Origin of the sequence: Pantoea sp. NGS-ED-1003 (assembly GCF_000738765.1) — a bacterium.
GTDB lineage: Bacteria > Pseudomonadota > Gammaproteobacteria > Enterobacterales > Enterobacteriaceae > Pantoea > Pantoea septica.
Genome location: NZ_JPQA01000001.1, coordinates 101,178 through 119,459 on the forward strand (window position 1 = coordinate 101,178; position 18,282 = coordinate 119,459).

The window sequence follows — 18,282 nt, forward strand, 5'->3', positions numbered from 1 at the left end:
GAAAAGCAGCCCGATCGAGGACCGGGCTGCGAGCTTCATCGCACTTCGCCGCAGTTCAGACAGAACGCATAGCGATTTTGCGGATCGTTGAGGTTATTCAGCAGACCGGGCTGCTGTTTCATGGCGCTCATTACGTCCAGCATCGGCGCGGGCAGCCAGGCTTTCAGCGTGGTCGGCAGCACCGCCTGCGCCGAGGCGTTGACCTGGCTGAGCAGCATATCGAACATGCCCGGCTGATCCTGATACCAGGTGAGCTGCGGCTTCGCGACCTTAGCCAGTTCGCCCGCTTTCTTCACCGCATCGTCAAAGTCGCCCAGCGCGTCTACCAGGCCGTTGGCTTTAGCGTCGCTGCCGGTCCAGACGTGGCCCTGCGCGATAGCGTCGATTTGCTCCGGCGTTTTATGGCGCGAAGCGGCGACCAGACCGACGAAGTTGCGGTAGCCGTTTTCAATCGTCAGCTGCATCAGCTGCTGCACTTCAGTCGGCAATGCTTTGGTGGAGGCCACGTCCGCCAGTGGCGAGGTGGCGACGCCGTCCGTATGCACGCCGATGCTGTCCAGACTGTTCTCCAGCGTATTGATGACGCCGAAAATGCCGATGGAGCCGGTCAGGGTGCTCGGGCTGGCGACGATGTAGTCCGCTGGCGTTGAGATCCAGTAGCCGCCTGAGGCCGCCATGCCGCCCATAGAAACCACGACGGGCTTACCGGCCGCATGTGCGGCGGCCAGCTCTTCACGGATCGCTTCGGACGCCGTAACGCTGCCGCCAGGGCTGTTGACGCGCAGGATAATCGCCTTGATTTTGGGATCGAGGCGCGCATCGCGGATCTGCGCGGCGGTGGTGTCGCCGCCGACATTGCCGGGGGTCTCCTCGCCGTCCATAATCGCGCCGCTCGCCATGACCACCGCGATATTGCCATCCTGCTGGGTCGGCTGTTTCACGTTGTAGTCATAGATGCTGACGCTGTGGTAGTCGTTGCTGGCTTTATCCCAGCCGAAGGTTTTCACCAACTGCTGATCGGCCGCCGCGCGGCTGTCCAGCACATCCACCAGCTTATTGTTAAGCGCATATTTGGCGGTATCGCCGTTTACCGCCTCAAGTCCGGCGATCACCGCCGCCGCCCCTGGGAACAGCTGATCCGGCGTAATCTGACGGTTGCCCGCTACGGTATTCAGGTAGTTCTGCCACAACTGACCGACCCAGCGGCTGTCAGCGTCGCGCGCCGCCTGTGACATATCGTCGCGCAGGAAAGGTTCGACCGCCGATTTATAAGTGCCGACGCGGAAGACGTGGGAGTTAACCTTCAGCTTATCCAGCAGCGTTTTATAGTAGAGGCCGTTGGTGGCGAAACCGTGCAGATCGACCGTGCCCTGCGGCGAGAGATAGATTTTGCTGGCGTAGCTGGCGAGATAGTACTGCGCCTGACTATAGCTATCGCCCAAGGCAAAAATCGGCTTGCCGCTGTCGCGGAATTCGCGCAGCGCTTTGCCGACGTATTGCAGAGAGGGCTGATCGCCGCCGGCGAAATCGCGCAGATCCAGCACCATGCCGGTGATGTTTTTGTCGCTTTTGGCCTGACGGATGGCGTCCACCACGTCGAACAGCGAGTTCTCCTGCAGGCGATCGCTGCTTGCGCCCAGCAGCTGACGACCCAGTTTGCTCAACTTGTTGCTGACCGAAGGCTTATCTACCAGCACGCCGGTAAGATCGACTTTTAACGCGCCTTGCTGCACCGGCGTCGAGCTGCTGCCGGAACCGCTGACCTGCAGCCAGATGCCGACGCCGACCAGGATTAAAAAGATCAGGAACAGATTGAGAATAAACTCCCTGATAAAATTCAGCACTCGCCATGTCCATCGGAACAGACCGGCAATAATTCGCCACAATGTGCGCATCAGACTCTCCATTTTCGCTAGCGGAAAGCGGTCGCCGTGCGGCTCCGCCTTCCATGACGCCCTCATCCTAAAGAGCGGCGTGGAAAATGTCAGCAGGAAATCGCGGCGGACTGTTACAAAAGATCAGGCTGTGCCAGGATTAGCCAACGCGTTATGACATCAGGAGAAAATCATGGATGCACTTGAATTACTGATTAATCGTCGCTCGGCCTCGCGGCTGACCGAACCGGCGCCCGCCGGCGAGAGCCTGCAGAACATTATCCGCGCCGGCATGCGCGCGCCGGATCATAAGTCGCTGCAGCCGTGGCGCTTCGTTATCGTCGAGAATGAAGGGCGCGATCGGCTGAGCGCGCTGCTGGAAGAGGCGGCGCGCGAGGCGCAGCTGGAGGAGAAGGCGATCGATAAAGCGGCGCGTTCGCCGTTCCGCGCGCCGATGATCATTACCGTGGTCGCCCACTGCGAAGATCATCCCAAGGTGCCGCGCTGGGAGCAGGTGGTGTCGGCGGGCTGCGCGGTAATGGCGATGCAGATGGCGGCAGCAGCGCAGGGCTTCAACGGTATCTGGCGCAGCGGCCCCTGGACCGACAACGCGCGCGTGCGCAGCGCCTTCAACTGCCGCGAACAGGACGCTATCGTCGGTTTCCTCTATCTTGGCACGCCGCAGCTAAAATCGAGCACCACCGTGGTTCATCCCGACACCGCGCCTTTCGTCAGCTATTTCTAGCCGACGCCATCTCTCTTTCCGTGCAGCGTAGCGGGTTGCGCGGATCCTGCGCGACCGATCCATAAGTGACCCGCCAGAGCTTACCTCCGTATCAGGAAACGTCTAAGATAGCGCTGCGCCTCTGTCGCGTTAGCCGAATGGCCCTCATACCCTGAAGTAAAGGATCTTGCTGACTCATGCGTTTGTTTATTGCGGAAAAACCGAGCCTTGGCCGCGCGATTGCCGATGTGTTGCCCCAGCCCCATCGTCGCGGAGAGGGTTTTATCGCCTGCGGCGACGATCAGGTCGTCACCTGGTGCGTCGGGCACCTGCTGGAGCAGGCGCAGCCGGACAGCTACGACAGCCGCTACGCGCGCTGGTCGCTGGCCGACCTGCCGATCATCCCGCAAAAATGGCAGCTGCAGCCGCGTCCCTCGGTGGCGAAGCAGCTTAAAGTCATTGAGAAGCTGCTGAAGCAGGCCAGCGAAGTCGTGCATGCGGGCGACCCCGATCGCGAAGGTCAGCTGCTGGTGGACGAAGTGCTCGACTATCTGCAGCTGCCGGCGGAAAAACGCAGCCGGGTTCAGCGCTGCCTGATCAACGACCTGAACCCGCAGGCGGTGCAGCGGGCGGTCAGCCGCCTGCGCGAAAACCGCGAATTTATTCCGCTCTGCGTCTCGGCGCTGGCGCGCGCGCGCGCCGACTGGCTTTATGGCATCAATATGACGCGCGCCTGGACGCTGCTGGGGCGCAACGCGGGCTATGACGGCGTGCTGTCGGTGGGTCGCGTGCAGACGCCGGTGCTGGGTCTGGTGGTGCGCCGCGACGAAGAGATCGAAAACTTCGTCCCCAAAGATTATTTCGAAGTCAAAGCCCATATTGTCACGCCGGACCAGCAGCGCTTCATCGCCAGCTGGGTGCCCAGCGATGCTTGCGAACCCTGGCAGGATGAAGAAGGGCGACTGCTGCATCGCGCGCTGGCGGATCATGTGGTCGCCCGCATCGCGGGCCAGCCTGCATTGGTCACCAGCTACAACGATAAGCGCGAAGGCGAGGGCGCGCCGCTGCCTTTCTCGCTCTCGAGTCTGCAGATCGAGGCGGCGAAGCGCTACGGACTGAGCGCGCAAACGGTGCTGGACACCTGCCAGAAGCTCTACGAAACCCATAAGCTGATCACCTATCCGCGTTCCGACTGCCGCTATCTGCCGGAAGAGCACTTTGCCGGCCGCCATGCGGTGCTGAAGGCGATTCAGACGCACGCGGGCGCCATGTCGCCGCCGAACGACTTTAGCGCCGATCGCCGCAACCGCTGTTGGGATGACAAAAAAGTAGACGCGCACCACGCCATTATCCCTACCGCGCGCGCCAGCGCGGTGCGGCTGACGGAGAACGAGCAGAACGTTTACGCGCTGATTGCCCGACAGTATCTGATGCAGTTCTGTCCTGACGCCATTTTCCGCAAATGCGTTATCGAGCTGGATATCGCGGGCGGCAAATTTGTCGCCAAAGCGCGTTTTCTTGCCGAAGCGGGCTGGCGCGCGCTGCTGGGTAGCAAAGAGCGCGACGAGGAAAACGACGGTACGCCGCTGCCGGTGGTCGCGAAGGATGATCAACTGCTGTGCGAGCGGGGCGAGGTGCTGTCGAAGCAGACGCAGCCGCCGCGTCCGTTTACCGATGCGACGCTGCTCTCCGCCATGACCGGTATCGCCCGTTTTGTGCAGGATAAAGAATTAAAGAAAGTGCTGCGCGCGACCGATGGTTTAGGAACGGAGGCCACGCGCGCCGGGATTATCGAGCTGCTGTTCCGCCGCGCGTTCCTGGTGAAAAACGGGCGCTATATCAACGCGACGCCTGCAGGGCGAGCGCTGATCCACTCGCTGCCGGAACTGGCGGCGCGTCCCGATATGACGGCGCAGTGGGAGTCGACCCTGACGCGCATCAGCGAAAAGGCGTGCCGCTACGAGGAGTTTATGCAGCCGCTGGTCGGCACGCTGACCGAGCTGATCCATCAGGCGCGCCAGCAGCCCAGCGCGATGGCCTTTCGCGGACTGCCCGCTTCAGGGCAGAAGAAACGTCCTAAACGAACGGCGAAACGAAAAGTGAAGGAGAGCGAATAATGCGTTATAGCGCAGGTTTATGCTTTATCGCGGCGCTGGTGAGCGGCAGCGCCGCTGCCAGTCCCTCGCACGGGCATCAGCAGGAGTACAGCGCGGGCGGCAATGCGGATGTGGTGGTGGATATGCCGCCTGAAGTCTGGACGCAAAATCAGAGCGGCGCGCCCAGTTGTCAGCAGTGCTGTATTTTCGAGAATCGTAACTACAGCGAGGGCGCGGTGGTGAAATCGGAAGGGGTGCTGCTGCAGTGCGCCCGGGACGAAAAGGTGCTTGGCACCAATCCGCTGATCTGGAAAATCGTGAAGTAAACGGCGTGGCATTCGGCCACGCCGTCGTATTACAACTCGAAGGTCGACCAGACCGGCGCGTGGTCGGACGGTTTTTCCATGCTGCGGATGTCGTAGTCGATTCCCGTCTCCACGCAGCGGGCGGCCAGCGGCTGGCTGGCCAGCAGCAGATCGATGCGCAGCCCGCGATTGTCGTCGAACCCCTTTGAGCGGTAGTCGAACCAGGAGAAACGATCGCTCACCTCAGGATTTTTTTCGCGGAAGGTGTCCACCAGTCCCCACTTCAGCAGGCGCTCCATCCATTCGCGCTCTTCCGGCAGGAAAGAGCATTTTCCGGTGCGCAGCCAGCGTTTGCGGCTCTCTTCGCCGATGCCGATGTCGAGATCGGTGCTGCTGATATTCATGTCGCCCATAATCAGCACGGGCTTATCCGCCAGCAGGCTCTGTTCAAGATAGGTTTGCAGATCGCGATAGAACTTCTCTTTCGCCGGAAATTTAGTCGGATGGTCGCGGCTCTCGCCCTGCGGGAAATAGCCGTTGATCACCGTGATATCACCGATCGGACTCGGGATCTCCGCCATAATCAGACGGCGCTGCGCCTCTTCATCGTCGCCGGGAAAGCCGCGACGTACTGAAACGGGCTGCACTTTGGTCATCAGCGCCACGCCGTAGTGGCCTTTCTGGCCGTGATAGAAGACGTTGTAGCCGAGCTTTGCCACCTCTTCGAGCGGAAACATATCGTCATGGACTTTGGTTTCCTGCAGGCCGATAACGTCAGGCTGATGCTGTTCGACGAGCGCTTCAAGCTGGTGGGGACGGGCGCGCAACCCGTTGATGTTGAATGAAACAAATTTCATGGCGTGGACCAGTGTGCTGAGAATGTTGCGCCGGATGGTAGCGATTTTTTAGCAAAAAGTCATGGGGATGCGTGCGGTACCTGTCGGGAGAATCAGGAGAGTGCATTTAATATGGGAGAAGATGCAAGGATGGTGGTGGGAGAAGGATTATTCGGCGCGTTGCGCCTCACCCTGCGGGCCGCGCGGTGCGCGTTGTCTCGCTGCGCTCGACCCGAACCTTCGGTCGAAGCTTCTCATCCTTCTCCTCGAAGTGTCGGGAGAATCAGGAGAGTGCGTTTGATACGGGAGAGTATTCAAGGATGGTGGTGGGAGAAGGATTATTCGGCGCGTTGCGCCTCACCCTGCGGGCCGCGCGGTGCGCGTTGTCTCGCTGCGCTCGACCCGAACCTTCGGTCGAAGCTTCTCATCCTTCTCCCCGAGGTGTCGGGAAAATCAGGAGAGTGCATTTAATATGGGAGAAGATGCAAGGATGGTGGTGGGAGAAGGATTCGAACCTTCGAAGTCTGTGACGGCAGATTTACAGTCTGCTCCCTTTGGCCGCTCGGGAATCCCACCTGGGAAATGCTGATAATGACCGGTAAGGCGAAGAAACGATTCAGATGGTGGTGGGAGAAGGATTCGAACCTTCGAAGTCTGTGACGGCAGATTTACAGTCTGCTCCCTTTGGCCGCTCGGGAATCCCACCACTGGCCTGAATCAATGTGCCTTAAAGCGGGGCGCATCATACCAAATGCGGTCAGCGTGTAAAGCGCCCAACTGAAAAATGTGAACCGTTTGCCCACTTTTTGCCCGTGGCGCTGAATTCACAAACAATTCAGCGCCCGATGCGCTTAAAGAATAATCGTGCGGTTGCCGTAAACAAATACGCGCTGCCCCAACACTTTATAGAGCGCGCGGCTTAACACGTTCTTCTCCACGTCGCGCCCGGCACGCATCATCTCTTCGGCCGTATAGCTGTGATCGACGTTAATCACGTCCTGCATGATGATTGGACCTTCGTCCAGATTATCGTTCACGTAGTGCGCCGTTGCGCCGATGATCTTCACGCCGCGCTCGTAGGCCTGATGATAAGGACGTGCGCCGATAAATGCCGGCAGGAACGAGTGGTGGATATTGATGATCTGGTTCGGATAGCGCTGCACAAAGGCGGGCGTCAGCACGCGCATATATTTCGCCAGCACCACGTAATCGGGCTGGTAGCGGTCGATCTCGTTCGCCATCAGGTTGTCGTGCTCTTCCCGCGACAGCCCTTCATGACTGACCAGCACGAAAGGAATATCGAAACGCTCAACCAGCGAACGCAGCGTGTCATGGTTGCCGATAACCGCGGCAATCTCCATATCCAGTCCGCCGAACGCGCTCTTCATCAGCAGATCGCCCAGGCAGTGCGCCTCTTTAGTGACCAGCACCACCACGCGACGGCGGCCAGCGCTGTTCAGCTCGCGCGTCGATCCGGTCGGCAGCGCGCTGTCTAAATCCGCCAGCAGCGTATTATCGTTGAAAATGCCCTCAAGTTCAGTGCGCATAAAAAAGCGGCCGGTGCGATGATCAACGAATTCATTGTTTTGCACGATATTCAGCTCGTGCTTGTAGCAAATATTGGTGATTTTAGCGATCAGACCTTTCGCGTCAGGGCAAATGGTACGTAAAACTTTTCGTTGCATAGTTTGCGCTTGCATCTCGATCAGAGTCCTGTCAAAGCGATTGGGTAAAACCGTTGGGCCGTATGCTGTTCAGCCGCAACATTTCTTGTATTTTTTATCGGAGCCACAAGGACAGCGATCGTTGCGCCCTACGGCGGGCGCCGTTCCATCGACATAGTACCAGCGATGATCCTCGCGAAGAAAGCGAGAACGCTCGTGGATTGCGCTTATCTGCGAATTTTCGCGGTAACGCGCAAAAAAAGTGACGAAAGCTTCATTATCATGGCTTCCATGATTACAACAGGTTACATTCAGGCTTAGCCACTCGGTACCGGCGAAACTTTCGGATAATCGCTGCGCCATATCGGGCAGACGCTTGTCGGGATGCCAGCTGGCGACCAGCCAGTCGCTGTTTTGCCTGGCGTAGGCGGTATAGCGCGAGCGCATTAACTGTTCAGCCGATTCAGGCAGCCGTTCGCCCGTCAGAAAGGGCGCGCAACATAAGCTATACTGCTTCCCGCTGCAGCAAGGACAGGGTTCGGACACAATAACTCCTGTGAGCGATAAATTAAGATGACGCCATATGGTAGCCGACCTGGCGCAGTGAAGCTATGCACAGTCGCTGGCGACAGAGGGTAAATGAGAAAGGTTAAAATCGGACTGGCGTTAGGTTCAGGCGCAGCCAAAGGATGGGCGCATATCGGTGTCATCAACGCTCTGACGCGAGCGGGCGTCGAAATCGACGTGGTAGCAGGCTGTTCCGTCGGCGCGCTGGTCGGCGCGGCTTATGTCAACGACCGCCTGCCGCAGATGGAGAAGTGGGTCAGCGCCTTTCGCTACTGGGATGTTATTCGTCTGATGGATCTCTCCTGGCAGCGCGGCGGCTTGCTGCGCGGCGAGCGCGTCTTCAACCATGTGCGTCAGCTGATTACTCAACATCGCCTTGAGATCTGCGGCAAGCCGTTCGGCGTGGTAGCGACCAACCTCAGCACCGGCCGGGAATTATGGCTGACTGAGGGCGATCTGCATCAGGCTGTGCGCGCATCCTGTAGTATGCCAGGCTTATTGCCGCCGGTCGGCTACAATGGTTACTGGCTGGTAGACGGCGCGGTGGTGAATCCCGTACCCGTTTCGCTTACGCGCGCCCTTGGTGCGGATATCGTTATCGCTGTCGATCTTCAGCATGACGCGCATCTGATGCAGCAGGATCTCCTGTCTGTTACGCCGCAGAACAGCGACGAAGCGGTTTCGGCCGCGGCCCTGAGTTGGGCTAAAAAAATACGTCAGCGGCTGGTGGGATTGACCCATCGCCGCACCACACAAACGCCGGGTGCGATGGAGATTATGTCAACATCCATCCAGGTGCTGGAAAATCGCCTGAAGCGTAACCGTATGGCAGGCGATCCTCCCGATGTGCTGATTCAGCCGTTTTGTCCGCAGATTTCGACGCTGGACTTTCATCGCGCAGAAGAGGCCATCGAGGCAGGCAGGGCCGCCGTTGAGAAAAAAATGGATGAACTATTACCGCTGGTGCGAAACAGATAATCAGGTTGTTCATTCACAGGTGTTACTTCGGCTAATTCTGAAAGGCGCAACTGCGTTTTATGAACCACTATTGATTGATCTGGTTCGCAGGGGGAAAGAATGGAGAAACCACTAATCGGCAAAAAGATACTCATTGTCGAAGATGAGGTCGTTTTCCGTTCTCTGGTAAACAACTTCTTGCTGGCGCTCGGCGCCAGTACGTTTGAAGCCGGCGACGGTATTGATGGCATTGGCTATCTGCAGCAGCACGATGTAGATCTGGTAATCTGCGATCTGGAAATGCCGCGTATGAACGGCATTCAGTTTGTCGAGCATATCCGCACGCGCGGCAACAGCGTGCCGATTCTGATTATCTCGGCGACGGAAAATATGGCGGATATCGCCCATGTTCTGCGCCTCGGCGTGCAGGATGTGCTGCTTAAGCCGCTGAAAAATTTCGAGCGCTTCCGCGAAGCGGTCTATGAATGTCTCTATCCTTCAATGTTCACCTCTAAGGTGGAAGAGGACGAGCAGCTGTTTCAGGACTGGGACGCGCTGGTGCGCGATCCGGCCGCCGCCGCGAAGCTGCTTAAACAGCTTCAGCCGCCGGTACAGCAGACGGTGGCCAATTGCCGCGTCAACTACCGACAGCTCACCATGGCCGAACAGCCGGGACTCGTGCTGGATATCGCGGCGCTCTCCGACAACGATCTCGCGTTTTACTGTCTTGACGTCACGCGCGCCGGCGATAACGGCGTGCTGGCCGCGCTGCTGCTGCGCGCGTTGTTCAACGGTCTGCTGCAGGAGCAGCTTTCCGGCCAAAAACAGCGGCTGCCGGAGTTAAACGGTTTGCTGCGCCAGGTGAATCTGCTGTTGCGTCAGGCCAATCTGAGCGGGCAGTTTCCGCTGCTGGTCGGCTATTACCACCGCACCTTTCAAAACCTGATTCTGGTTTCTGCTGGATTAAACGCCACGCTTCATGTTCACGCCCACCAAATTCAACTCAGTAACGGCGTTCCCCTTGGCACTATGGGAAGCACCCATCTTAACCAAATCAGCCAGCGCGCTGACAGCTGGCAATGCCACGTCTGGGGCGCTGGAGGCAGGATCCGCCTGATGTTATCGGCTGATGAATAGGCGAAAAAATTTAATTTCGCCGGGGTCTGAAGACAGGTCCAGAGGTTAGCTTTACACTTGGGTAATAGTCTTAAATTCTGCGGATTGACTCCTTCCAGGATAAATCCGTTCGATGGTAACTGATATACTCATTCCCGAATTTCAACCGACATATCAAGTATTAACTTGAACGGCCTATAAGAGAGGTATCTTGATGTCTGCCTATAAGTCCAAAGTAAAAAAAGCGGTAATCCCTGTAGCAGGTTTGGGCACCCGTATGCTCCCTGCGACAAAAGCGATTCCGAAAGAGATGTTACCGCTGGTCGATAAGCCGTTAATTCAGTATGTCGTTAACGAGTGCATCGCAGCAGGAATTAACGAAATTGTGCTGGTTACGCACTCTTCTAAAAACTCCATTGAAAACCACTTCGATACCAGTTTTGAGCTGGAAGCGATGCTGGAAAAACGCGTTAAGCGTCAGCTGCTGGACGAAATCCAGTCCATCTGTCCGCCGCACGTGACCATCATGCAGGTGCGTCAGGGCATCGCGAAAGGCCTGGGCCACGCCGTTATGTGTGCGCATCCGCTGATTGGCGACGAGCCGGTTGCGGTAATCCTGCCGGACGTGATTATCGACGAGTACGAATCTAACCCGACCAAAGATAACCTGGCGGAAATGCTGAGCCGTTTCGACGAGTCAGGCCGCAGCCAGATTATGGTTGAGCCGGTCGCGGACGTCACCGCTTACGGCGTAGTTGACTGCCAGGGCGCAGAGCTGCAGCCGGGCGACAGCGCGCCGATGGTTGGCGTGGTTGAGAAGCCGAAAGCCACCGAAGCGCCGTCTAACCTCGCGGTCGTTGGCCGTTACGTTCTCTCTGCGGACATCTGGCCTCTGCTGGCGAAAACCCCTCCGGGCGCAGGCGGCGAAGTACAGCTGACCGACTCTATCGCCATGCTGATGGAGAAAGAGACAGTTGAAGCTTACCACCTGAAAGGCGTAAGCCATGACTGCGGTAACAAACTCGGTTATATGCAGGCATTCGTTGAGTACGGTGTTCGCCATCCAGTGCTGGGCAAAGATTTTTCTCAGTGGCTCGATAGCGCAGTTGGCAATAAAAAGTAATTCATAAACACAGGATAACTCAATGAAAGTCACTGTATTTGGTATCGGCTATGTCGGTCTGGTTCAGGCTGCGGTGTTGGCCGAAGTCGGACATGACGTTCTCTGCATTGATGTCGACGCGAAAAAAGTCGAAAACCTGAAAAAAGGCATCATCCCCATTTTTGAACCCGGCCTTACGCCGCTGGTTATGTCGAACTATGAGGCGGGTCGCCTTAAGTTCAGCACAGATGCGGAAGAGGGCGTCAATCACGGCGTAATGCAGTTTATCGCCGTGGGCACGCCGCCAGATGAGGACGGTTCGGCTGACCTTAAATATGTGACCGCCGTTGCTCGTACCATTGCGCAGCACATGAAGGATCACAAGGTTGTGCTTGATAAATCCACCGTTCCCGTTGGAACAGCGGATAAAGTACGTCGCGTGATGGAAGAGACCCTGCGCGATCGCGGCGTCAGCCTGACGTTTGACGTGGTATCCAACCCGGAGTTTCTCAAGGAAGGCGCAGCCGTCAACGACTGCATGCGTCCTGAGCGCATCGTGGTAGGTACGGATAATGAGGAAGTCGAAGAGCTGTTGCGCGAACTCTATGAGCCGTTCAACCGCAATCACGACCGAATGATCGTTATGGATATCCGCAGCGCGGAGCTGACCAAGTATGCGGCGAACTGCATGCTGGCGACCAAAATCAGCTTCATGAACGAGATCTCCAACCTGGCCGAACGTCTGGGTGCGGACGTCGAGAAAGTGCGTCAGGGCATCGGTTCTGACTCACGTATCGGCTACCACTTCATCTACCCAGGCTGCGGCTACGGCGGTTCCTGCTTCCCGAAAGACGTGCAGGCGCTGATCCGTACCGCTGAGTCGATCGGCTATAAGCCGCGTCTGCTGCAGGCGGTGGAAGATGTTAACGACAGCCAGAAAACCAAGCTGCCCGCTTTTATCAAACGCCACTTCGGCGAAGATCTGAGCGGTAAAACCTTTGCTGTCTGGGGTCTGTCGTTCAAGCCTAACACCGACGATATGCGTGAAGCCTCCAGCCGCGTGCTGATGGAATCGCTGTGGGAAGCAGGCGCAAGCGTTCAGGCGTTCGATCCGGAAGCGATGGACGAAGCGCAGCGCATCTATGGTCACCGCAGCGATCTGAAGCTGATGGGCACCAAAGAAGCGGCGCTGCAGGGCGCGGATGGCCTGGTCATCTGCACCGAGTGGCAGAACTTCCGTGCGCCGGACTTTGACGTAATTAAAAATTCCCTTAAAGAACCCGTGATTTTTGATGGTCGCAACCTGTATGATCCAGAGCGTATCAGCAAACGCGGTTTTGTTTATTATGCAATCGGCCGCGGAGCGTCTATTCAAATTGCGTAATTAACGAGGGAAGTATGAACATTCTGGTCACCGGCGCCGCAGGCTTTATTGGATTTCACGTCACTCAACGCTTGCTGGCCGCCGGTCACCAGATTGTCGGCATCGATAATCTTAATGACTATTATGATGTCGGCCTGAAACAATCTCGTCTTGATTTAATCGCACAGCACCCCAGCTTCAGGTTTATTAAAATGGAGCTGGCGGATCGCGCTGCCATGGCCTCGTTATTCGAACAACATGCGTTTCAACGCGTCATTCATCTGGGCGCGCAGGCGGGCGTACGCTATTCTATCGATAACCCTCACGCCTATGCCGACGCCAACCTGATTGGACATTTAAATATTCTTGAAGGATGCCGTCATCATAAAATCGAGCATCTGCTCTACGCATCCTCCAGTTCTGTTTATGGGCTGAATCGTAAAATGCCATTTTCGACGGACGACAGCGTCGATCATCCGGTTTCGCTTTACGCAGCGACGAAAAAAGCCAATGAGCTAATGTCGCATACCTATTCGCATCTTTATAACCTGCCGACCACCGGCCTGCGTTTTTTTACCGTATATGGTCCATGGGGTCGTCCGGATATGGCGCTGTTTAAATTTACCCGCGCCATGATCGCCGGCGACGCGATCGACGTCTATAACCGCGGCGAAATGAAGCGCGACTTTACCTATATCGACGATATTGCCGAAGCCATTGTGCGCCTGCAGGATGTTATTCCGCAGCGCGATGAAAGCTGGACGGTGGAAACGGGCTCGCCTGCCACCAGTTCTGCGCCGTATCGCGTATATAACATCGGAAACAGTCAGCCGACCAGCCTGATTAAATATATCGAGGCAATTGAAAAAGCGTTGGGCGTAACGGCAAAGAAAAATCTGCTGCCGATGCAGCCTGGCGATGTGCTGGAAACCAGCGCAGATACCGAGGCGCTATATCAGGCAATTGGCTTTAAGCCGCAGACCAGCGTAGAAGAGGGCGTAGCGCGCTTTGTCAGCTGGTATCGTGAGTTTTATAACGTCTGATAAAAAAGGAAGCCTGCGCTTCCTTTCCCTGATTAATCCGGGGTCACCTAACCGGGTGACCCAAATGATTGAAGCACTATCAGTTATTACAGCAGAAAGCTGTCCAGCTGTTTACCTTCTTCTTCGATCGCTTTTTTGATTACCGCAGGCGTACGACCCTGACCGGTCCAGGTGCGGGTTTCGCCGTTTTCATCGACATACTGATATTTAGCCGGACGCGCAGCGCGTTTAGTTTTACCTGGCGCTTTAGTTTCAGCAATTGTGCTTAACAGCTCATTGGGATCGATTCCATCCGCCAGCAGCATTTCTCTGTATTGCTCAAGTTTGCGCGTGCGTTCTTCACTTTCCGCTTTAGCATGCGTCTCTTCTTCGCGGCGCTCATTAACCACGACTTCGAGTTTTTCCAGCATTTCTTCCAGCGTTTCCAGTGAACACTCTCGAGCCTGCGCGCGTAATGTACGGATATTATTAAGGATTTTTAGTGCTTCGCTCATTGTCCTGATCTCTGAATATATTAATGAAGAGGTGTTCTGCCAGCTAATAATAGTGGCGGCAAAAAATTACTGCAATAGTAAAATAAGTGGAACGGTAAAGAATGATAATTAATTTTTCCGCTGAGGTTTAATCAAATGAAACGATAAGGCGGTTGATATTCGCGCGTCGGCACGTTATGAAAAATCTGAAACGTTAAAGTGAGCAGCGTTTTCAGAGTGACGTAAGGCCAGAACCAGCGAGGCAAGGTGCCGCTTTACAATAAAGTTCAGGTACAAATGATTAAAAAAAAAGGCAAAGACGAAGCGCGTTTTTTCTCTTGCTGGCGAAGTTGTAAACAGCCTGTACGAAATAATCACCGCCATAATTTGCCTTTATCTGTGATAGAATTCCGCCCATTCTGTTTGCAATGCTTTGAGAAACCACGCTAATGGCTCAGCTCTATTTTTATTATTCCGCAATGAATGCAGGGAAATCCACCGCGCTATTACAGTCGTCTTACAATTATCAGGAACGCGGTATGAGAACTCTGGTCTATACCGCTGAAATTGACGATCGTTTCGGTGCGGGCAAGGTCAGCTCGCGTATTGGTCTTTCTTCGCCGGCAGCGCTGTTTAACGCGCAAACGCAGCTGGATGAGGAGATCGCGGCGGAACATGCGCGCCAGCCAGTGCACTGCGTACTGGTAGACGAATGCCAGTTTTTGACGCGCGATCAGGTTAAGGCGCTCTCCGACGTCGTGGACAATATGGATATCCCGGTGCTCTGCTACGGACTGCGCACCGACTTTCGCGGCGAACTCTTTGGCGGTAGCCAGTATTTGCTTGCCTGGGCCGACAAGCTGGTGGAATTGAAAACCGTCTGTCACTGCGGTCGCAAGGCAGGTATGGTATTGCGGCTCGACGCCGAAGGCCGCCCGTACAGCGAGGGCGAGCAGGTGGTGATCGGCGGCAACGAGCGTTATATCTCGGTATGCCGCAAGCATTACAAGCAGGCGATAGAACAGGGGTCGCTGGCCGCCATCTACGGCCAGCAAAAACCTGGCTGACGCCGACTCCCGACAGCCATAAAAAAACCCGCCGAAGCGGGTTTTTTCTTACAGGCCGGTTATCAGGCTTTTTTCGCTTTCTTCTCGGCTTTCTCCATTTTCAACGGCTGTGCGGCCTGTGCCTGCGCCACATCGGCGAAGGGCTCGACGTATTCGCGGCCGTAGAAGGTATCCATCATAATCTGTTTCAGCTCGGCGATCAGCGGATAGCGCGGGTTAGCGCCGGTACACTGGTCGTCGAAGGCATCTTCGGCCAGCTTGTCGACTTTCGCCAGGAAGTCCGCTTCCTGCACGCCGGCTTCACGGATAGAGGTGGGAATACCCAGCTGAGTTTTCATCTCATCCAGCCACGCCAGCAGCTTCTCGATTTTCTGCGCGGTGCGGTCGCCAGGCGCCGCCAGACCTAAATGGTCTGCGATTTCCGCGTAGCGGCGGCGCGCCTGCGGACGGTCGTACTGGCTGAACGCTGTCTGCTTAGTCGGGTTATCGTTAGCGTTATAGCGGATAACGTTGCCAATCAGCAGGGCGTTGGCCAGACCGTGCGGGATATGGAACTCGGAACCCAGCTTGTGCGCCATAGAGTGACAGACGCCAAGGAAGGCGTTCGCGAAAGCGATACCGGCGATAGTGGCGGCGTTGTGCACGCGTTCACGCGCCACCGGGTTTTTCGCCCCTTCCTGATAGCTGGCTGGCAGATTCTCTTTCAGCAGTTTCAGCGCCTGCAGCGCCTGGCCGTCAGAGTATTCGTTAGCCAGCACAGAGACATAGGCTTCCAGCGCGTGCGTTACCGCATCCAGACCGCCGAAGGCGCAGAGCGAACGCGGCATGTCCATCACCAGATTGGCGTCGACAATCGCCATATCCGGGGTCAGGGCGTAGTCCGCCAGCGGATATTTCTGACCGGTAGCGTCATCCGTCACGACGGCAAACGGCGTCACTTCCGAACCGGTGCCTGAGGTGGTGGTGATGGCGATCATGCGCGCTTTTACGCCCATTTTCGGGAATTTATAGATACGTTTGCGGATATCCATAAAGCGCAGCGCCAGCTCTTCGAAGTGGGTTTCCGGATGTTCGTACATCACCCACATGATTTTCGCCGCATCCATCGGGGAGCCGCCGCCCAGCGCGATAATCACGTCAGGTTTAAAGCTGTTCATCTGCTCGGCACCTTTACGCACGATGCTCAGCGTCGGGTCAGCCTCAACCTCAAAGAAGACTTCGGTTTCAATGCCGTGCGATTTCAGCACGCGCGTCACCTGATCGGCGTAGCCGTTGTTGAACAGGAAGCGGTCGGTGACGATAAAGGCGCGTTTCGCACCGTCGGCGGCCACCTCTTCCAGCGCAATCGGCAGCGAGCCGCGGCGGAAGTAGATGGATTTCGGAAGTTTATGCCACAACATGTTTTCTGCTCGCTTAGCCACGGTTTTCTTGTTGATAAGGTGTTTCGGTCCCACGTTTTCGGAAATGGAGTTACCGCCCCAGGAGCCGCAGCCCAGCGTCAGCGAAGGCGCCAGCTTGAAGTTGTAGAGGTCGCCGATACCGCCCTGAGAAGCCGGAGTGTTGATCAGAATACGCGCGGTTTTCATGCGGTCGCCGAAGAAGTTCACGCGCGCTTTCTGGTTGTCCTGGTCGGTATAGAGGCAAGAGGTATGGCCGATACCGCCCATCGCCACCAGTTTTTCCGCTTTCGCCACGGCGTCTTCGAAATCGCTGGCACGGTACATCGCCAGCGTCGGCGAGAGTTTTTCATGGGCAAAGGGTTCTGATTCGTCTACCAGTTTCACTTCGCCAATCAAAATCTTGGTGCTGCTCGGCACGCTGATGCCGGCCATTTCGGCGATTTTGTACGCCGGCTGACCGACGATGGCGGCGTTAAGCGCGCCGTTTTTCAAGATGACGTTCTGAACCGCTTTCAGCTCCTCGCCCTGCAGCAGATAGCCGCCGTGGCTGGCGAAGCGCTCGCGCACCGCGTCATAAACGGCGTCAACCACGATAACCGACTGCTCGGAGGCGCAAATCACGCCGTTATCGAAGGTTTTGGACATCAGAATAGAGGCGACGGCACGTTTGATATCGGCCGTTTCGTCAATCACCACCGGCGTATTGCCCGCGCCGACGCCGATCGCCGGTTTACCGGAGCTGTAAGCGGCTTTCACCATGCCGGGACCGCCGGTCGCCAGAATAAGGTTGATGTCAGGATGGTGCATCAGCTGGTTAGAGAGTTCGACAGACGGCGCGTCGATCCAGCCGATAATATCTTTTGGCGCGCCGGCGGCGATGGCGGCCTGCAGCACAATATCCGCCGCTTTATTGGTGGCTTCTTTGGCGCGCGGATGCGGCGAGAAGATAATGCCGTTACGCGTTTTCAGGCTGATCAGCGCCTTAAAAATCGCCGTTGAGGTCGGGTTGGTGGTGGGAACGATACCGCAAATCAGGCCGATAGGCTCAGCGATGGTGATGGTGCCGAACGTATCGTCGGTATCCAGCACGCCGCAGGTCTTTTCGTCTTTATAAGCGTTATAGATATATTCTGAGGCAAAGTGGTTTTTAATAACTTTATCTTCGACGATGCCCATGCCGGATTCGGCGACCGCCATTTTGGCGAGAGGGATGCGGGCGTCAGCGGCGGCGAGGGCGGCAGCGCGGAAGATGGCGTCAACCTGTTCTTGAGTGAAGTTGGCGTATTCACGCTGTGCTTGTTTTACGCGTTCTACCAGTGCGTTAAGTTCAGCGACATTAGTAACGGCCATGGTGCTCTCCTGAAGGAAGTTAAACTCTGTTAGTAAACCTGCCTGGAGTCCTGATTATAGCCATGCTGCGCTAATATTTTGGCCTAAGCCAAAAAGCCAGAATTTTCGTTGGCTTACTGAAAGAGTTTTCGCACGGGTCAAACCACTTTGCTAATCACTTTCGATGGGAAAAGATTACCTGGAATGGGGTAGATGAATATTGATTCAGATCAATTTAAACCCAAGCTGACACCTTTCAGCAGCCATTTTTGCCAATGACTGGCAGGCGGCGCGCGTTGACCGGTTTTACTCCTGTTCTGCGCGCCGCGCTGGCGCTACAGGCTCGCTGTTTTGCCCTGAAGCAGC

15 protein-coding genes, 2 tRNA genes and 2 other RNA genes are annotated in these 18,282 nt (G+C 56.3%); 9 read left to right on the top strand and 10 right to left on the bottom strand.

Going from position 1 to position 18,282, the window contains the following annotated elements:
• Window positions 1-35 precede the first annotated feature (35 nt).
• The gene (sppA, locus tag JS46_RS00495; RefSeq protein WP_033746693.1) at window positions 36-1,895 is read right to left on the bottom strand and encodes a signal peptide peptidase SppA; all 1,860 of its coding nucleotides are present in this window, start codon (window positions 1,893-1,895) and stop codon (window positions 36-38) included.
• 172 nt (window positions 1,896-2,067) lie between these two features.
• Between sppA and JS46_RS00500 the strand changes: the two genes are divergently transcribed.
• The 3 genes from JS46_RS00500 to JS46_RS00510 all read left to right on the top strand — a co-directional run bounded on the left by JS46_RS00500 (window position 2,068) and on the right by JS46_RS00510 (window position 5,020).
• Window positions 2,068-2,619, top strand: a complete 552-nt coding sequence (locus JS46_RS00500; RefSeq protein ID WP_033746695.1) for an NAD(P)H nitroreductase — start codon at window positions 2,068-2,070, stop codon at window positions 2,617-2,619.
• A 176-nt stretch (window positions 2,620-2,795) separates the two neighbouring features.
• Window positions 2,796-4,715, top strand: a complete 1,920-nt coding sequence (locus JS46_RS00505) for a DNA topoisomerase III (protein WP_033746697.1) — start codon at window positions 2,796-2,798, stop codon at window positions 4,713-4,715.
• Entirely contained in the window at window positions 4,715-5,020 is a 306-nt protein-coding gene (locus JS46_RS00510) for a YnjH family protein (protein WP_033746699.1), read from the top strand. The genes JS46_RS00505 and JS46_RS00510 overlap by 1 nt, the downstream gene beginning before the upstream one ends.
• Window positions 5,021-5,049: 29 nt before the next feature.
• Here the strand turns inward: JS46_RS00510 and xthA are convergent, their stop codons facing one another.
• From xthA to JS46_RS00535, 7 genes are all read right to left on the bottom strand, one after another.
• Window positions 5,050-5,856: an exodeoxyribonuclease III gene (gene xthA, locus JS46_RS00515; protein ID WP_033746701.1), complete on the bottom strand. Its 807-nt coding sequence runs from the start codon at window positions 5,854-5,856 to the stop codon at window positions 5,050-5,052.
• Between the two features lie 130 nt (window positions 5,857-5,986).
• A non-coding RNA gene (locus tag JS46_RS23140) (RtT sRNA) lies at window positions 5,987-6,114 on the bottom strand.
• A gap of 42 nt (window positions 6,115-6,156) precedes the next feature.
• Window positions 6,157-6,284, bottom strand: a non-coding RNA gene (locus JS46_RS23145) — RtT sRNA.
• Window positions 6,285-6,326: 42 nt separating this feature from the next.
• Window positions 6,327-6,411 (bottom strand) — tRNA-Tyr (locus JS46_RS00520).
• A gap of 45 nt (window positions 6,412-6,456) precedes the next feature.
• Window positions 6,457-6,541, bottom strand: a tRNA-Tyr gene (locus JS46_RS00525).
• Window positions 6,542-6,686: 145 nt separating this feature from the next.
• Complete coding sequence (gene purU, locus JS46_RS00530; protein WP_033746703.1) at window positions 6,687-7,535, bottom strand: formyltetrahydrofolate deformylase; 849 nt, start codon at window positions 7,533-7,535, stop codon at window positions 6,687-6,689.
• Between the two features lie 54 nt (window positions 7,536-7,589).
• On the bottom strand, window positions 7,590-8,045 hold the full coding sequence (locus JS46_RS00535) for a YchJ family protein (RefSeq protein WP_033746705.1): 456 nt from the start codon (window positions 8,043-8,045) through the stop codon (window positions 7,590-7,592).
• 93 nt (window positions 8,046-8,138) lie between these two features.
• Here JS46_RS00535 and rssA point away from each other — a divergent pair, with 93 nt between their 5' ends.
• The 5 genes from rssA to JS46_RS00560 all read left to right on the top strand — a co-directional run bounded on the left by rssA (window position 8,139) and on the right by JS46_RS00560 (window position 13,647).
• Window positions 8,139-9,044, top strand: a complete 906-nt coding sequence (gene rssA / locus JS46_RS00540; protein ID WP_033746707.1) for a patatin-like phospholipase RssA — start codon at window positions 8,139-8,141, stop codon at window positions 9,042-9,044.
• 99 nt (window positions 9,045-9,143) lie between these two features.
• Window positions 9,144-10,160: a two-component system response regulator RssB gene (gene rssB / locus JS46_RS00545; RefSeq protein WP_033746709.1), complete on the top strand. Its 1,017-nt coding sequence runs from the start codon at window positions 9,144-9,146 to the stop codon at window positions 10,158-10,160.
• A gap of 193 nt (window positions 10,161-10,353) precedes the next feature.
• A complete protein-coding gene (galU, locus tag JS46_RS00550) occupies window positions 10,354-11,262 on the top strand; it encodes a UTP--glucose-1-phosphate uridylyltransferase GalU (RefSeq protein WP_033746712.1) in 909 nt (302 codons plus the stop codon).
• 22 nt (window positions 11,263-11,284) lie between these two features.
• A complete protein-coding gene (locus tag JS46_RS00555) occupies window positions 11,285-12,625 on the top strand; it encodes a UDP-glucose/GDP-mannose dehydrogenase family protein (protein ID WP_033746713.1) in 1,341 nt (446 codons plus the stop codon).
• Window positions 12,626-12,639: 14 nt separating this feature from the next.
• Window positions 12,640-13,647, top strand: coding sequence for an NAD-dependent epimerase (locus JS46_RS00560; RefSeq protein ID WP_033746716.1), 1,008 nt, complete (start codon window positions 12,640-12,642; stop codon window positions 13,645-13,647).
• 86 nt (window positions 13,648-13,733) lie between these two features.
• Here JS46_RS00560 and hns read toward each other — a convergent pair whose 3' ends face one another.
• Window positions 13,734-14,141: a histone-like nucleoid-structuring protein H-NS gene (gene hns, locus JS46_RS00565; RefSeq protein WP_033746720.1), complete on the bottom strand. Its 408-nt coding sequence runs from the start codon at window positions 14,139-14,141 to the stop codon at window positions 13,734-13,736.
• Between the two features lie 428 nt (window positions 14,142-14,569).
• Here hns and tdk point away from each other — a divergent pair, with 428 nt between their 5' ends.
• Complete coding sequence (tdk, locus tag JS46_RS00575) at window positions 14,570-15,187, top strand: thymidine kinase (protein WP_033746726.1); 618 nt, start codon at window positions 14,570-14,572, stop codon at window positions 15,185-15,187.
• A gap of 62 nt (window positions 15,188-15,249) precedes the next feature.
• On the opposite strand, the gene adhE is transcribed toward tdk, so the two are convergent.
• Window positions 15,250-17,937: a bifunctional acetaldehyde-CoA/alcohol dehydrogenase gene (gene adhE / locus JS46_RS00580; protein WP_033746729.1), complete on the bottom strand. Its 2,688-nt coding sequence runs from the start codon at window positions 17,935-17,937 to the stop codon at window positions 15,250-15,252.
• Window positions 17,938-18,282: the final 345 nt, after the last annotated feature.

What these genes read in the sequence shown, in the direction of transcription:
- xthA (WP_033746701.1), bottom strand. Translation starts at nt 5,856, where the DNA reads ATGAAATTTGTTTCATTCAACATCAACGGGTTGCGCGCCCGTCCCCAC.
- rssA (WP_033746707.1), top strand. Translation starts at nt 8,139, where the DNA reads ATGAGAAAGGTTAAAATCGGACTGGCGTTAGGTTCAGGCGCAGCCAAA.
- JS46_RS00505 (WP_033746697.1), top strand. Translation starts at nt 2,796, where the DNA reads ATGCGTTTGTTTATTGCGGAAAAACCGAGCCTTGGCCGCGCGATTGCC.
- purU (WP_033746703.1), bottom strand. Translation starts at nt 7,535, where the DNA reads ATGCAAGCGCAAACTATGCAACGAAAAGTTTTACGTACCATTTGCCCT.
- hns (WP_033746720.1), bottom strand. Translation starts at nt 14,141, where the DNA reads ATGAGCGAAGCACTAAAAATCCTTAATAATATCCGTACATTACGCGCG.
- rssB (WP_033746709.1), top strand. Translation starts at nt 9,144, where the DNA reads ATGGAGAAACCACTAATCGGCAAAAAGATACTCATTGTCGAAGATGAG.
- JS46_RS00500 (WP_033746695.1), top strand. Translation starts at nt 2,068, where the DNA reads ATGGATGCACTTGAATTACTGATTAATCGTCGCTCGGCCTCGCGGCTG.
- JS46_RS00510 (WP_033746699.1), top strand. Translation starts at nt 4,715, where the DNA reads ATGCGTTATAGCGCAGGTTTATGCTTTATCGCGGCGCTGGTGAGCGGC.
- JS46_RS00560 (WP_033746716.1), top strand. Translation starts at nt 12,640, where the DNA reads ATGAACATTCTGGTCACCGGCGCCGCAGGCTTTATTGGATTTCACGTC.
- JS46_RS00555 (WP_033746713.1), top strand. Translation starts at nt 11,285, where the DNA reads ATGAAAGTCACTGTATTTGGTATCGGCTATGTCGGTCTGGTTCAGGCT.
- sppA (WP_033746693.1), bottom strand. Translation starts at nt 1,895, where the DNA reads ATGCGCACATTGTGGCGAATTATTGCCGGTCTGTTCCGATGGACATGG.
- tdk (WP_033746726.1), top strand. Translation starts at nt 14,570, where the DNA reads ATGGCTCAGCTCTATTTTTATTATTCCGCAATGAATGCAGGGAAATCC.
- adhE (WP_033746729.1), bottom strand. Translation starts at nt 17,937, where the DNA reads ATGGCCGTTACTAATGTCGCTGAACTTAACGCACTGGTAGAACGCGTA.
- galU (WP_033746712.1), top strand. Translation starts at nt 10,354, where the DNA reads ATGTCTGCCTATAAGTCCAAAGTAAAAAAAGCGGTAATCCCTGTAGCA.